We start from the raw sequence: 13181 nt of genomic DNA, 5'->3' as shown, positions 1-13181 counted from the left end.
CATTGTCTGAAAAAAAGGAAAATAAAGCAAGAAAACAGAAAACTGCTCCTCCTTAATTGAGGAACAGTTTATTTCTAACTTTAGGGTAATTAATTACTTCTTTTCTTTACGCTGTCCAAAAGAAGTAGGTTTAGTTGGCGGTTTTTGTCCAGTTTGCTGTTGTCCACCCATCATTTGCGGGAATCCACTCATGCCTTGAGGAAATCCTGTTTGCTGGCCGCCCATCATTTGTGGAAAACCTCCCATGCCTTGAGGAAATCCTGTTTGCTGGCCGCCCATCATTTGCGGAAAACCTCCCATGCCTTGAGGAATTCCTGTTTGCTGGCCGCCCATTTGTGGGTGACCTCCCATTTGCGGGTGACCTCCCATTTGCGGGTAGCCTCCCATTTGCGGGTGACCTCCCATTTGCGGATAGCCTCCCATTTGCGGGTAACCTCCCATTTGCGGATAGCCTCCCATTTGCGGATAGCCTCCCATTTGCGGATAGCCTCCCATTTGCGGATAGCCCCCCATTTGCGGGTAACCCATTTGTTGGGATCCAGGTTGTCCCGGAAATCCGCCAAAGAATTGTCTTTTTTCCAATATAATCGCCTCCTAAACAGTCTCCATGCTAGTGTATGTCCACTTTTAGGAAAAGCTTTAGATTTCTACCTATTTACAAGAAAAAATTCAATGTTAAAGGCTATCACACTTAACTGATAGCCCTCCAAATAATATTATTTCTCATTCTGTCCTTCTATTGACCCGCTTTTTTATCTTTTGTAATTTCACCACAGGCAATCCGTTTTCCAGAATCTCCTGAAGGTTGTGTCATACCATCATCTTTTCCTTCATCAATGACGATTGTAGTACCATCTTTTGTAAACAACGATTTCTTTCCATCTTTTAAGGTGACATTGGGTGCATTTAAATCTACTTTTACAGACCCATCATCTCCAACGATTAAATTAGGCAGATCGCCTGCATGTGCACCTTTTGGATGAAGAAGTCCATGTTCCTTTTTATCGGGATTAAAATGGTTTCCTGCTGATTTAAAATCTGGAGCTTTGCACTTTCCCTTGTCATGGATATGAATCGCATGCTCCCCTGCTGGCAGGCCTTTTAAATCTACTGATAATTTTACGCCGCTAGCTTGCTCGGCTACCTTTACTTTGCCAAGGGAATCCCCGACTGCATTATACATCTCCACATCAATCTTTCTGATATTCTTTTCCGTACATCCTGTTAGAATGAGCAGTGGAATGATCATCCAGCTTTTCTTCATATGTATACCCCCACACTAGACAATTTGCCTTTAGTATGAACAATCCCCCGTTCCTTTATCCAATCAAAAAGGAACAGTATTGGGTTAACTGTTCCTTGGAGAGTGCTCTTGATTTTTCAATTGTTCTTCTAATTCTTTTGCCTTTTTAGCCTCGCGTTTGGAGACCAAAATGATGACGCGCATCGTTAGAAAGGCTCCAATTATGAAAATCACTAAGGTGATCGCAGCAGGTATATATTCCGATTTATCTTCCGGAAAGTATAAAAACAATGAAAGTACCGATGGATGAAACATTTTTCTTCTCCCTTTCTCTAAAGGAACTGCTCTAATAATTTATTATAGCAACAAAAAACATTTCATACCACTTTCTCAATCTACGATTAATCGCTACTCTTCTAACACCTGGATTTTCTTAATGATCACATCTTTTTCAGGTTTATCCTGAGCACCAACAGGCGTGTTAGCAATTTTATCCACGATATCCATTCCCTCAACCACTTGGCCAAAAACCGTATGACGATGATCAAGCCATGGTGTACCACCGTTTTTATCATATGCTTCAATAATTTCTTTCGGATAGCCTGCTTTTTCCATTTGTTCTTTCATGGCTGGATCCAATGACGAGCTTTGCACAATAAAAAACTGACTTCCGTTTGTGTTGCTGCCTGAATTAGCCATTGATAAAGCACCGCGGAGATTATAAAGGTTTTTTGAGAATTCATCTTCAAAAGGCTGTCCGTAAATGCTCTCCCCACCTGTACCGTTACCATTCGGGTCACCGCCCTGGATCATGAAATCTTTAATAACCCTATGAAAAATTAGTCCATCATAGTAACCTTCTTTACCATGTTTTACAAAGTTTTCAACTGCTTTCGGAGCATACTTAGGAAACAATTTAATTTTTATGTTTCCCATGGACGTCTCCATTTCAATGAGTTGTTCATTATCGAGCACCTCTGTTGAAAGCTGAGGATAGACGGCATTTGACACAGTTTTGTCCCCTTCCTTCTGTTCCGTTGTTGGCGTGGTCTTTTGGGTTGTTGCCTCTTCTTTCTTTGTGCTTGTCCCACATGCTGCCAAAACTAGAACAATTGTAAATAATGTTAGTAAGAAATGCAGATTCTTCCTCATATATCATTCCTCCAATTTTTTCACTTTAACCGAAATAAAATTATTCTACACATTGTTTTTAATTTACTATGTTTCATATTAAAATAAAAGAGGAAAAGTGAAGGGGGTGTTTTTTGTGTCGGAATTACAAATTGGTAAGATTGTAACAGCCATTTATAAAACAGGGAAATATATCGGAGAAATAACAGAGGTACGCCCGCAGCATTATTTAGTACGAGTTCTTGCTGTGCTTAAACATCCTATGCAAGGAGATTTACATAGCCCTAAAGACGCAGATGTACTTTTTTTTCATGAGAGAAAAGCACTCAGCTATCGAGAGCAAGCGAATATTCCCCTCAAAATGGTTAAGCCCTTTGAGAATGAGGTTCCAGATTATAAGGAGTCGTTAAAAGAGGCGTTAGCCAAAATGAAACAGGAATTAGCAGAAAAACCATCAGAATGGGCTGAAATGAGTCTTAGAGCATTGGAATCTCTCGAAAAGGATTATTAAATATAAAAATGCTAAAGGCCAAATCAGTTTGAATGATTTGGCCTTTTATGCGAATTCATTTAATAACTTTGAGAAATCAATCCGATCCCCAATTGTCGTTGGTTCTGGTTTTTCTAGATATCGTTTATCCTTTTCAACGAGTTTGAATATATTAAAGGTAGTCATCGCATCATCGAGTGCACGATGATGTTTGCCTGTCCCTTCTTTCCCGTATTCCTGAACCGCCTTCCAAAGTCCCGTTTGATTTTGATCACCAAAGAATCGTTTATATTCCATGGAAAGATCCAGTTCCGCAGCTTTTAGTGGAAAAGCAACCCCTGCCTTTAAACAATTATGACGAAGTACCTTCATATCCATATTTCCCCAAGTAACAATGGTTGTTTCATAATTATGCTTATTGAACTCCTCCAATTTTTTAACAAGTTCAAAAATAGATAAACCCTTGTCTACCTGCTGCTGAGAAATATGTAAAAAGGATTTACAGCGTTCAGTTAGTTTTGGGAATTTAAGTGGAGTAACAAAGGATGAAAACTGTTCTGTTACTTGTTCATCAACGACTGCAACAATTCCAACTTCGATAATTTCCGCATAAAAATCCTTCATGCGAACATTCCGTTCAGGCATTGTAAACTCAAAATCGATAAATAAATGTTGCCGCCTTGCCCGCATCAATTTCACCACCTTTACGTTTACTCTTACTACATTATATAAAGAAACATGTACAAAAAATTGTGCTTTTTTTCTATTTTTTAATTTATTATAACACGAAACTAAAGTTAATTTTTTAAATTTTTAATCAATAATACTGTTAAAAAGAATGCCCAGATTTCCATTCTACTTTAAACATATATTTTCACGATTATTTTTTTAACTTAATGACAGCCATCGTACATCTTGACACGCAAATCATGCGGTCTTGCTCGTCGATAATTTTAATATCCCATACTTGTGTTGATTTCCCTTGATATAGGACAGTTGCAATTGCTGTTACCTCACCGTCTGTTTTTGGCCGAACATGATTGGCATTAATCTCTAGACCCGCGACAGCCTCCGTTTCTTTATCTACCAATTCATATGCTCCTACACTGGCAACCGTTTCAGCCAAAGCAACAGATGCACCACCGTGCAGTAATCCAAATGGCTGGCGAGTCCGCTCATCTACAGGCATTGTTGCAATGACCTTTCCTTCTTCTAAAAGGGTAATTTCAATTCCCAGAGATTTCAATAACGTGTTTTCAATCATATTTATTCCTCCAATATGTAGTGATGTCTATTTAATCTATTCGCTTTATTTACTAATTTTCCTTTTTTGCAATTAATTCTTTTATAGAAAAAACAGCCCCCACTAGAGCTGTTTCTCATTCATTAATAGTAATACGGGGCTCCGAAACCTGGTGCTCCAAAACCGGGGGCTCCGAAACCGGGAGGTCCGAAACCGGGAGGTCCAAATGCAGGATATCCAGGGTAACCGAATCCTCCGTAAAATGGACGTGTTGCAAATGAAGCACCTAGTCCGCCTCCAATTAAACCTCCTAAAAAGCTAAGCCCTCCTATTGCCAACGGCAATCCAAAACCTATAAACCTTTGATCTTGTACTGGGTAGGGACTTCGATAAGGGTACATATAACCATACCTCCTTTTGTTCTATACTTGCCTACACTATTTCATATGCGAATGGAAGGAGTTTTGAGTGGGCAAAAACAAAAGGCGGAAGCGCCCGGTTAGCGGCGTATGGACTGATGCGCTCCAATACCACAAAAAATCCTCCGAATATCTCGAAGGATTTTTCAAATCACTATTTCTCGATGGGTTCAAACCGTTCTACAAATAAGGCAAGTGTCCGGGTCATCACTCCGGTTGCACCTGCAGGTCCTAAATCATGGGATTTTGCGGTGGTGGCTGTCCCGGCGATATCTAAGTGCACCCATGGTGTACCTTCGGCAAATTCACCGATAAAAGCCCCAGCAACCAACGCATGACCTTCACTGCCGGGGGAATTATTTAAATCGGCGACTTTACTGTTTCTTACCCGTTCAATCTCCGTTTCAAACAATGGCAGCTGCCACATTTGCTCGCCAGCTTCCAGGGAAGCTTCCAAGACTTGATTATATAATGGACCATGATTAGTCATTGCCCCCGTCGTATGGAGACCAAGTGCTGTTATTACTCCACCTGTTAAAGTTGCGACATCTACAAGATAGCCTGCACCATGCTGTTTTGCATAGGTTACCGCATCTGCTAGAACAAGCCGTCCTTCGGCATCAGTATTTAAAACCTCGATGGTCTTACCGCTCATCGATGTAATCACGTCATCAGGCTTGAAGGCATTGCCGCTAATCATATTATCCGTAGAAGGAATAACAGCGACCACGTTTTGCTCGGGCTGAATCTCACCGATGATTTCCATTGCACCAAGGACTGCTGCTGCTCCGCCCATGTCAGTTTTCATCCCAACGATCCCTGATTTCGTTTTAATGGAGTACCCGCCCGTATCAAAGGTTATGCCTTTTCCAACTAAGCCGATAACATCTTTCCACTCATCTTTTCCTTGATATTTTAGGACAATCATTTTAGGAGGCTCTGTTGAACCCTGGTTCACGGCAAGGAACGCTCCCATTCCAAGCTTCTCTATTTCAGCTTTATCCAGGATTTCCAACTCGAAAGCATATTTACTTGCAAGTTCCTGTGCATAATTAGCCATATCTGTTGCTGTTAGCATATTGCCAGGGATGTTAACGAGTGTTCGTGCTGAATTCGTTCCTTTACCAAACGCATGTCCTACCGTTAACGAGGCTTGGACTTCTTCTTCATCAATGCTGTCACAATAAATCGTTAGATGATCCAGCTTTTTCTCCGGTTCGTTCGATTTATGCTTGTACCCTTCAAATTGATAAGTTGAGAGGGCAAATGCTTCGCTCAGTGCATGGGCAGCGTCTAAACCATCAACTTGTTCAGTCGTAAAGGAATCTAAATAAACGGCTGCTTCTTCAAGTCTATTTGCCTTCACTTCCTTAAAGATCCTTCCAAACGCAGATTTTAGTTTATCAAAGGTAAATTCCTTTTCCTTCCCCAGGCCAACAAACCAAATTCGTTTTGAGCCGATTTTCCCTAAACTATGTACTTTATTAATACTTTTAAACTTTGCTGAAATGTCACTTGATTTTACAAGCTCTCTTAATTGGCCATTGAATGCATCATCGAGCAATGCTAAGACTCCTGAGAATTTTTCTGGTTTATCAAAGAGGCCAATTACTAAACCTTCGTGCACTGTTGATAGTTCAAGTTCTTTTTTTACATAAAACAAATTACTTCACCTCCACATTATTCGTTTTTAATTATAGCGAATAACCTTATTTATTTCGAGCAACTAATTATTTTAAAAAGTAAAAAACAGGCCATCAGCCTGCCTTTATCTCTTCTCAGAACTAATATACTGTCCGCGGAAGACTTGCATCGATTTATCTTCATTTAATGACTTAAGTGTTTGCTCTGTTAGTTTCCCATTACCTTTTTGTACCACATAAATATCGAGTTTCTTTTTCCCCCACTTATTATAAACATCCTCAACTGTTTCATAATAAAGGTCTAGTTCATTCCCTTTGATAGCCCCGCCTTTATCGGCAACTACACCATATCCATAGCCAGGGATAAAGAGAATGGTTCCAATGGGAAATACGTTTAGGTCTGCTGCAATCGTAGAAAACAAATCACGTTTTACTTTTACACCGGAGTAAGTTATCCCATATTCAGGGTGGCCTACACTTTTTCCTGTTGATTCTACTCCTGCTGTATACCCAGTGGCGGTAACTGTTTGTTTAGGATATTTTGACCAATCAATTTCGTTTTCCAAGGACCTTTGGGTTCCTGAAACGGGTTCAGTCGACGCAAGAATAGACGCAAATTGGTTTAAAAACATTTGTGCATTTACTCCAGAGATTGATTGGAAGGTCGCAAAGACTGCCATTAAGAAGAGACAAACCATGGCTAAACGCCTACTCCAATGTATCATTTTATTCATCAAAATTTTCACTCCTCCCAAAATATTCATTCCCAAGCTGAAGGAAAATATTCAAAAAAGGAAAAGGGAAATTTTGCATGTATTATAGAAATCATAAAAAAAGACTCTTACCAAGGGGGAAAAGTTCGTCTTTTCCCCTTGGTAAGAGTCTTAAAACATTTGGTATCCATTTTTTCGTAATAGTTTGATCGTGAAACCAGCCGCAATCGCACCAGCAAGTCCACTAATTAAAATGAGAATATCAGCAGTGGCTAATGAAGTAAACCTGTGGCCCAATTCACTAAATGCCATTTTACTATTTGTAAAATACTCACTAAAACTCACTTTATCTACAATAAAAATGGCCACAATAGGATAAACTACAGCCATAACCCATGACATGCGAAGCAGCATATTGAGAATAAACCCAATTCCAAAAAATAAAACAAAGAAAAGTAAAATCGATATGATTAAGACAACAATGCTCATTTGCATCCGAGATTCCCCCTTATACATCAACATTTAGTGTACTGAATGTCGAAAAAGGAGTCAATAAAAATACAAGAAAAAAGCCCTTCGAAAAAGATTCGAAGAAGCATATTAATCGATACGATAAATTTTATTCTTTTTTCTTGCCAGTTCCTTCGCAGCAGCTACAAGTTTCCGATCCCCCTAGAACTAATTGAAAATAGCCTTTCCCTGAACAATAATCACACGTTTTTGAATCCACGATCTTTACTGTCATTCTAAGTCATCTCCTTAATAATTAACTTAATTTTCTGATAATATATCAAGGATTTCCTAAAAAAGAAAGGACGGAAATCTGGCAAATTTAATCGAGAAAGCGGATACATGTCAAGTTTTCTTACAATTACTTGTTGTAACTTAAATTATCTAAAAATTACAAAAATAATTTATAAGCTGTATATCCAAACTGGTCTCCTGGGTTTAAATCATCAATAGCTTGTTTCGAGAAGGTAATATCATTTCTAATTAAATATTGGAGTATGATGGATGCATCTTTTTCGTGAAGTAGTTCTTCTGGTGCCATAAATCTCGCCTCAAATAGTTCGTTATCCTGATGACTCACTACCTGTTCATTTACCGGTTCAAGTAGAAAATGGAGTAAATTATCGCTTATTTCCCCTTTTATCACACCAGTTCTTAGGCCAATAAGTCCCTTCACCCGACACCGGATACCAGTTTCTTCTAATACTTCCCTAATAACAGCTTCATCCGCTGTTTCTCCCATTTCAACAAAGCCTGCAGGCAGCGACCATTGGCCCTTCAAGCCGCCATATCGTTTCTTTACAACGAGCCATTTCCCCTCATTTGACCTTACAACCCCTGCAACAGCTAACCATACCTTCCCCCGTTTTTCACGATTACTCACCAAACTCCCCCTCAAACGATTCATTATTTTAATCATATCAAAAAGGGACAGATTTCTCTGTCCCTTTGGAAACAATTTTTTAGAATACGTTAAATTTTCCTTTTTTCAATACAAGTCCGGCGCCGCCAATCATGTAAAGTGAGCGATTATCGACTACTTTTTTCATGAATGATGCTTTTGCACCAGTTAGTTTTTTACCAAAAACCATACCGATCGCATCATCTTCGCCTAGGGAGCAAACGGTCCCTTTATTATCGAACGTGAAGGTTTCTAGCTCCGATTTATTACGAACTAAAGCCGCGATATTACGGGCACAAACTTCCCCTTGCTGCATGGCAATCTGTGCAGTCGGTGGATATGGACGGTTGATTTCTTCATTAATCATCAATGAACTGTCACCGATCATGAAAGTATCATCGAAACCTGGAACGCGAAGATCTGGCTGAACTTTGACCCGGCCTCTCATTGCTTCAAAGCCTGATTTTTCAACAATAGAATTCCCGCGAATTCCTGCGGCCCACACTACAGTACCCGCCTTGATTTCACGTGGTTCCTCTTCACCTTTAGCGACAAAGATGCCTTCTTCCGTACATTCCTTAATCGCTGTTCCGATTAAGAATTCAACACCTTTTCGTTCTAATTGTGCCACTGCATAATTCACTAGTTCAGGGTCAAAACCTGGAAGTACTGTTGGAGCAGCCTCGACACAAATAATTTTTACTTTATGTGAATCCACATCATACTCATGACATAATTCCGGAATTCTATTTGTTAATTCCCCAAGGAATTCAATTCCCGTAAAGCCAGCACCACCGACAACAATAGTCAAACGATTGTCGTTTTTCACTTCTTCCATATTGTATGTCGCAAATTGGTATTCAATATGTTCACGCAATTGACGAGAGGAGTTTACATTTGAGATTCCAAAAGCATATTCTTTTAATCCTTTGATCCCAAATGTTTCTGGTTCACCACCAAGGGCAATAACGAGGTAGTCATAGTTGACTTCCCCTTTTTCCAAAATAACCTTCTTGTCATCTTTATTAATTTCTACGACAGTATCTTGAACAAAATCCACTTTACTGCGGTCAATTACATCACGGATATCATAACGTACACGGTCATGATGCAATGTGCCTGCAGAAGCCTCATGCAGCCATGTGGTTTCATAATGATAGTCATTTTTATTTACTAAAACAATGTCAGCTTCATTCACGCCGATTAACTTCTGTAAGCGAACTGTTGTCATTAGTCCACCGTAACCAGCACCGAGAATAACAATTTTAGGCTTTCTCAAAGTGATCACTTCCACCCTTTAATTTTTTTAAATATCCGTTTTTTCTTAGTTTCCACTGCTTCGACCATTTTTATTTTATATAATAAAAAAATGTATGTGATATAATTCACGAATAAGGCCAAAAAAAACGAGTTTCCTGGTATCCATATAGGTCAAGCAAGGTAATTACTAAGAATGCTATATTTTACTACTTGACATAAAATCGTGCTTTTTATGTCACAAAAAATTAACAATCTATCCTCAATACATCTTATGCTACTTTCACACGATTATCAAGTGATTTTCATAAATTTTTATCTAAGTTTTGGAGATAATTGAATGGGATTGATTAGACTAATAAACAATATTTTAAAAATTGCCTAAGTTGTGAATATTGCCCATAATTATGGGAGAATTTTTTAATTTATGATATTATAAGGAGTGGAGTCTGTTACTACAGGGTTGGGGGGATGCGGAGTGCAAGAGAAGCAAGAAGTTTATGACATTACCATCATTGGCGGGGGTCCTACCGGTTTATTTACTGCTTTTTATGGAGGCATGAGACAAGCTTCAGTGAAAATTATAGAGAGCTTGCCACAACTAGGAGGCCAACTGTCAGCACTTTATCCGGAAAAGTATATTTATGATGTTGCTGGTTTTCCAAAAATCCGTGCACAAGAATTAATAAATAATCTTAAAGAACAAATGGGCAAATTCAATCCTACGGTTGCACTAGAGCAATCGGTTGAAAAGTTAGAGAAACAAGAAGATGGAACGTTTAAATTAACAACGAACAAAGATATCCATTATTCTAAAACGATTATTATTACAGCCGGAAATGGTGCCTTCCAACCACGTCGTTTAGAACTCGAAAGTGCTGCTCAATATGAGCGTAAAAATCTTTACTACTTCATAGAGGATTTAAATCAGTTTGCAGATCAAAAAGTAGTTGTTTTTGGCGGCGGCGATTCTGCAGTTGACTGGGCCTTAATGCTTGAGCCTATTGCTGAGCAAGTTTCGATTGTCCACCGCAGAGATAAGTTCCGTGCCCACGAGCATAGCGTAGAAAACTTATATAATTCAAAAGTAGATGTGAAAACACCATATGTTCCTGCTGAATTAGTTGGTGATGAAAGTGGAATTAAACAGATTGTTCTTGAAACCGTTAATGGTGAAGAGAAAGTTGCAGTAGATGTCGACGCAGTCATTTGTAACTATGGATTTGTTTCTTCACTTGGACCAATTAAGGAATGGGGATTAGACATCGAGAAGAATTCGATTGTCGTCAATTCGAAAATGGAAACCAACATTCCTGGAATTTATGCCGCTGGAGACATTTGTACCTATGAAGGAAAAGTGAAATTAATTGCCTGTGGTTTTGGTGAAGCACCCACTGCTGTAAACAACGCAAAAGCCTTCATTGATCCAAAGGCAAAAATCCAGCCATTACACAGTTCTTCCATGTTTAATAAATAAGAAAAAGCGTCCCTTTGATAGGACGCTCTTTCTTATTTATTTTAGCATTCTTCCGGAGTACCAGTAGCAGTAGCCGTTCTAAACGATGACCCACATCCGCATGATGCGATCGCATTCGGATTGTCAATGGTAAATTATTCGTCCTAGTTTACGGTCGATTAAACGCACTAATATCAACGTTTCTTCAATTATATATGGGTTGTTTTTCGCGAATAGGATTGTGTTGTACGACGTACCCTAGCGGTGGATGTCGTTAACTACATAGTACCCTAACTTTCGACATTATTCAACCACGTACCTAATATTATGAAACGAAAAAAAAGACCGGCTATTGCTCGAGCGTCTCTTCATCGACTAATTTATTGCCTTTCTTTATAGCTATTACTCCTCCGATAATCAATAAAACGTCAGCGATAAAGTAAGCCCACACGGTAAAATACGTACCAGCAATCGCAGAAAGTATCATCAGAGCACCGCCAGTATGCTCATTCTTTTTACACATCACTGCGCCAACTATTCCGACAGCCCCCGCATAAAATGCCGACCATCCCCTTCCAAGCAATCGATGGATCAACAAAACCGATGAATACAAAAACTACCATTCCGCCTAATAATCCGAAAATGCCGCCAATAAGTCCGAGAATACCTTCCGTTTTCATCCCCTATCGCATCCTAGTACTATTCTACTGCAATTTACAGCGGAATAGTTTGATTTGGAAAAATATTCTAGCGTGTATATTTCGTCAGTTTGCGTCAATAATCGAAAAAAAAGACCGGCCCACGAAGGACCGGCCAATCGTTGAGTAATGCGCATTATCATCCAAGAATGACATTACCATGAGTTGAATCTTTAGGTATGCGAATCCAAAGATTAGTGTCGTAGCAAACATAAAAGTAATTCGCATCAGCAGCGAAATCACCTTTTTACCTGAAGCAGTACTTGATGATGGAACGCTAATCAACTTTTTATTTAATTCAGATATTTCTCTTAGCACTCCATTCTGACCCGTAAAGTAAAAATCACTTCCAAAGATAAACGGTTTGGATGGTGGTATCTATTAAATAATACCTGCTTTGCTCATAACGATTGATTTTACATCAATTGCATTATCCAAAGAATATGTGTAATGATTGCTCGGATTCCATGTTACTCCACTAGGTTTCCAAGTCGTTGAACTTCCCGTACCTACAAAGTAACTTCCTGTATCTTTCGCATAACCCGGTTGGGAAGCATTGTCTAGGTAGTAGGTAGCAGGGATGTTTTCAAAATAGTTGTTTTCCGAATAGATTTTTGCTTCAACACCTATACCTAACGCATACAGACTGTTATTCCCTCTATAGTAGTTGTTATATACGTGTACCTCTCCATATCGAACCCTTGGTTGTCGTTGATCTACCCTATCAAACCAATTATGATGATAAGTAACTTTTAACTTACCTCTATCCGATGTTTGAGTATCGGAATGCCCAACCAGTGTTGTTAGATCATGGCTGCTAAATCTATTCCAGCATACAGTGATATTGTTAGACCCTAGATTGATGTCTAATAATCCATCTCCTGCATTTGAAAAATCGTTATTCATGATTAAGAAATTAATACTGTTAGAAAGAGCGATACAGTCGTCATTTACTCCTGTGAATGTAATATTCTTGATGATAACGTTTGTCTTTCCGTTAAAGTACAATCCACCGCCTGTGATTTTAGCAGTTTTTCCAACACCGATGATGGTCTTGTTCGATTGTAAACTATGCATTCCGGCTGCTAGTGTAATTGTTCCGCTTACCTTAATGACATAATGGCTTGTACTTTTTGCGTAATTAAGAAAGTCTGTTGCATTAGTCACTAGAACCGTTCTTCCACCTTCACCGCCTGTAACACCAAAAACATCAGCCCATCCATAAGTCGTTACCATTTATTAATCCCTTCCTTATAATCTAATTGCTCCAAATTTCTTAAATACCGCCCTCGATTCAACATAATCTGCAGCTTGCATTGTGGGGAAATCTTTTGGAACTACGATTATTTAATGCATGTCCATCGCATTTTGAAAGGTACAAATGTTTAGAAAAAAAAAAGAGTGGCTTTTTGTACCACTCACCTTACCCTTTTTCCAGGACAAATCACCAATAACCTAATTCTTTGCCCTTTTTATA

Annotated in this window: 19 protein-coding genes and 1 pseudogene; 2 read left to right on the top strand and 18 right to left on the bottom strand. The window is 39.0% G+C overall.

The genetic code is table 11. The features are described from left to right. Positions 1-93: 93 nt before the first annotated feature. From BR30_RS0128005 to BR30_RS0127990, 4 genes are all read right to left on the bottom strand, one after another. The gene (locus tag BR30_RS0128005; protein ID WP_026567924.1) at positions 94-582 is read right to left on the bottom strand and encodes a hypothetical protein; all 489 of its coding nucleotides are present in this window, start codon (positions 580-582) and stop codon (positions 94-96) included. 154 nt (positions 583-736) lie between these two features. Continuing rightward, the gene (locus BR30_RS0128000; protein WP_026567923.1) at positions 737-1264 is read right to left on the bottom strand and encodes a superoxide dismutase family protein; all 528 of its coding nucleotides are present in this window, start codon (positions 1262-1264) and stop codon (positions 737-739) included. An 84-nt stretch (positions 1265-1348) separates the two neighbouring features. Then, entirely contained in the window at positions 1349-1558 is a 210-nt protein-coding gene (locus BR30_RS0127995) for a hypothetical protein (protein ID WP_026567922.1), read from the bottom strand. A gap of 93 nt (positions 1559-1651) precedes the next feature. Beyond that, positions 1652-2395 carry a peptidylprolyl isomerase gene (locus tag BR30_RS0127990; RefSeq protein WP_026567921.1) on the bottom strand — a complete coding sequence of 248 codons (744 nt, stop codon included), beginning with the start codon at positions 2393-2395 and terminating at the stop codon, positions 1652-1654. A gap of 115 nt (positions 2396-2510) precedes the next feature. Between BR30_RS0127990 and BR30_RS0127985 the strand changes: the two genes are divergently transcribed. Next, positions 2511-2885 carry a kinase-associated lipoprotein KapB gene (locus tag BR30_RS0127985; RefSeq protein ID WP_026567920.1) on the top strand — a complete coding sequence of 125 codons (375 nt, stop codon included), beginning with the start codon at positions 2511-2513 and terminating at the stop codon, positions 2883-2885. 45 nt (positions 2886-2930) lie between these two features. On the opposite strand, the gene kapD is transcribed toward BR30_RS0127985, so the two are convergent. The 9 genes from kapD to BR30_RS0127940 all read right to left on the bottom strand — a co-directional run bounded on the left by kapD (position 2931) and on the right by BR30_RS0127940 (position 9572). Continuing rightward, positions 2931-3554 (bottom strand): 3'-5' exonuclease KapD, encoded by a 624-nt coding sequence (gene kapD / locus BR30_RS0127980; RefSeq protein ID WP_026567919.1) that lies wholly within the window; start codon positions 3552-3554, stop codon positions 2931-2933. Between the two features lie 190 nt (positions 3555-3744). Then, positions 3745-4128: a hotdog fold thioesterase gene (locus tag BR30_RS0127975; RefSeq protein ID WP_035446277.1), complete on the bottom strand. Its 384-nt coding sequence runs from the start codon at positions 4126-4128 to the stop codon at positions 3745-3747. Between the two features lie 122 nt (positions 4129-4250). After that, positions 4251-4508: a hypothetical protein gene (locus BR30_RS0127970; RefSeq protein ID WP_026567917.1), complete on the bottom strand. Its 258-nt coding sequence runs from the start codon at positions 4506-4508 to the stop codon at positions 4251-4253. A gap of 172 nt (positions 4509-4680) precedes the next feature. Continuing rightward, positions 4681-6189, bottom strand: coding sequence for a leucyl aminopeptidase (locus tag BR30_RS0127965; protein ID WP_026567916.1), 1509 nt, complete (start codon positions 6187-6189; stop codon positions 4681-4683). A gap of 105 nt (positions 6190-6294) precedes the next feature. Further along, a complete protein-coding gene (locus BR30_RS0127960) occupies positions 6295-6903 on the bottom strand; it encodes a 3D domain-containing protein (protein WP_026567915.1) in 609 nt (202 codons plus the stop codon). A 150-nt stretch (positions 6904-7053) separates the two neighbouring features. Beyond that, positions 7054-7377 (bottom strand): YuiB family protein, encoded by a 324-nt coding sequence (locus BR30_RS0127955; RefSeq protein ID WP_026567914.1) that lies wholly within the window; start codon positions 7375-7377, stop codon positions 7054-7056. Between the two features lie 124 nt (positions 7378-7501). Continuing rightward, positions 7502-7627, bottom strand: coding sequence for a YuiA family protein (locus BR30_RS37505; RefSeq protein ID WP_186328847.1), 126 nt, complete (start codon positions 7625-7627; stop codon positions 7502-7504). Positions 7628-7783: 156 nt separating this feature from the next. Next, positions 7784-8299 (bottom strand): NUDIX domain-containing protein, encoded by a 516-nt coding sequence (locus BR30_RS0127945; protein WP_051633836.1) that lies wholly within the window; start codon positions 8297-8299, stop codon positions 7784-7786. A 55-nt stretch (positions 8300-8354) separates the two neighbouring features. Continuing rightward, positions 8355-9572: an NAD(P)/FAD-dependent oxidoreductase gene (locus tag BR30_RS0127940; protein WP_026567912.1), complete on the bottom strand. Its 1218-nt coding sequence runs from the start codon at positions 9570-9572 to the stop codon at positions 8355-8357. 456 nt (positions 9573-10028) lie between these two features. Here BR30_RS0127940 and BR30_RS0127930 point away from each other — a divergent pair, with 456 nt between their 5' ends. Next, positions 10029-11027, top strand: a complete 999-nt coding sequence (locus BR30_RS0127930; protein ID WP_026567911.1) for an NAD(P)/FAD-dependent oxidoreductase — start codon at positions 10029-10031, stop codon at positions 11025-11027. Positions 11028-11068: 41 nt separating this feature from the next. Here BR30_RS0127930 and BR30_RS36280 read toward each other — a convergent pair. The 5 genes and pseudogenes from BR30_RS36280 to BR30_RS34750 all read right to left on the bottom strand — a co-directional run. Beyond that, positions 11069-11161, bottom strand: a pseudogene (locus tag BR30_RS36280) (iron-sulfur cluster assembly accessory protein); the annotation flags it as partial. A 194-nt stretch (positions 11162-11355) separates the two neighbouring features. Further along, entirely contained in the window at positions 11356-11529 is a 174-nt protein-coding gene (locus BR30_RS37020; protein ID WP_197032425.1) for a hypothetical protein, read from the bottom strand. Then, positions 11522-11686, bottom strand: coding sequence for a hypothetical protein (locus tag BR30_RS37015; RefSeq protein WP_155928892.1), 165 nt, complete (start codon positions 11684-11686; stop codon positions 11522-11524). Before BR30_RS37015 ends, BR30_RS37020 begins: the two co-directional genes overlap by 8 nt. A gap of 84 nt (positions 11687-11770) precedes the next feature. Further along, positions 11771-12022 carry a hypothetical protein gene (locus tag BR30_RS37010; protein ID WP_155928890.1) on the bottom strand — a complete coding sequence of 84 codons (252 nt, stop codon included), beginning with the start codon at positions 12020-12022 and terminating at the stop codon, positions 11771-11773. 63 nt (positions 12023-12085) lie between these two features. After that, positions 12086-12940 carry a pectate lyase family protein gene (locus BR30_RS34750; RefSeq protein WP_051633816.1) on the bottom strand — a complete coding sequence of 285 codons (855 nt, stop codon included), beginning with the start codon at positions 12938-12940 and terminating at the stop codon, positions 12086-12088. Between the last annotated feature and the right edge of the window lie 241 nt (positions 12941-13181).

Source organism: Bacillus sp. UNC41MFS5, assembly GCF_000686805.1.
This window is presented reverse-complemented; position numbering and strand designations above follow the sequence as displayed.

Coding starts and splice junctions, on each gene's coding strand:
- BR30_RS0127975 (WP_035446277.1), bottom strand. CDS start 4,128: ATGATTGAAAACACGTTATTGAAATCTCTGGGAATTGAAATTACCCTT.
- BR30_RS0127945 (WP_051633836.1), bottom strand. CDS start 8,299: ATGAATCGTTTGAGGGGGAGTTTGGTGAGTAATCGTGAAAAACGGGGG.
- BR30_RS0127990 (WP_026567921.1), bottom strand. CDS start 2,395: ATGAGGAAGAATCTGCATTTCTTACTAACATTATTTACAATTGTTCTA.
- BR30_RS0127970 (WP_026567917.1), bottom strand. CDS start 4,508: ATGTACCCTTATCGAAGTCCCTACCCAGTACAAGATCAAAGGTTTATA.
- BR30_RS0128000 (WP_026567923.1), bottom strand. CDS start 1,264: ATGAAGAAAAGCTGGATGATCATTCCACTGCTCATTCTAACAGGATGT.
- BR30_RS0127955 (WP_026567914.1), bottom strand. CDS start 7,377: ATGCAAATGAGCATTGTTGTCTTAATCATATCGATTTTACTTTTCTTT.
- kapD (WP_026567919.1), bottom strand. CDS start 3,554: ATGCGGGCAAGGCGGCAACATTTATTTATCGATTTTGAGTTTACAATG.
- BR30_RS0127995 (WP_026567922.1), bottom strand. CDS start 1,558: ATGTTTCATCCATCGGTACTTTCATTGTTTTTATACTTTCCGGAAGAT.
- BR30_RS0127960 (WP_026567915.1), bottom strand. CDS start 6,903: ATGAATAAAATGATACATTGGAGTAGGCGTTTAGCCATGGTTTGTCTC.
- BR30_RS34750 (WP_051633816.1), bottom strand. CDS start 12,940: ATGGTAACGACTTATGGATGGGCTGATGTTTTTGGTGTTACAGGCGGT.
- BR30_RS37020 (WP_197032425.1), bottom strand. CDS start 11,529: ATGTGTAAAAAGAATGAGCATACTGGCGGTGCTCTGATGATACTTTCT.
- BR30_RS37505 (WP_186328847.1), bottom strand. CDS start 7,627: ATGACAGTAAAGATCGTGGATTCAAAAACGTGTGATTATTGTTCAGGG.
- BR30_RS37015 (WP_155928892.1), bottom strand. CDS start 11,686: ATGAAAACGGAAGGTATTCTCGGACTTATTGGCGGCATTTTCGGATTA.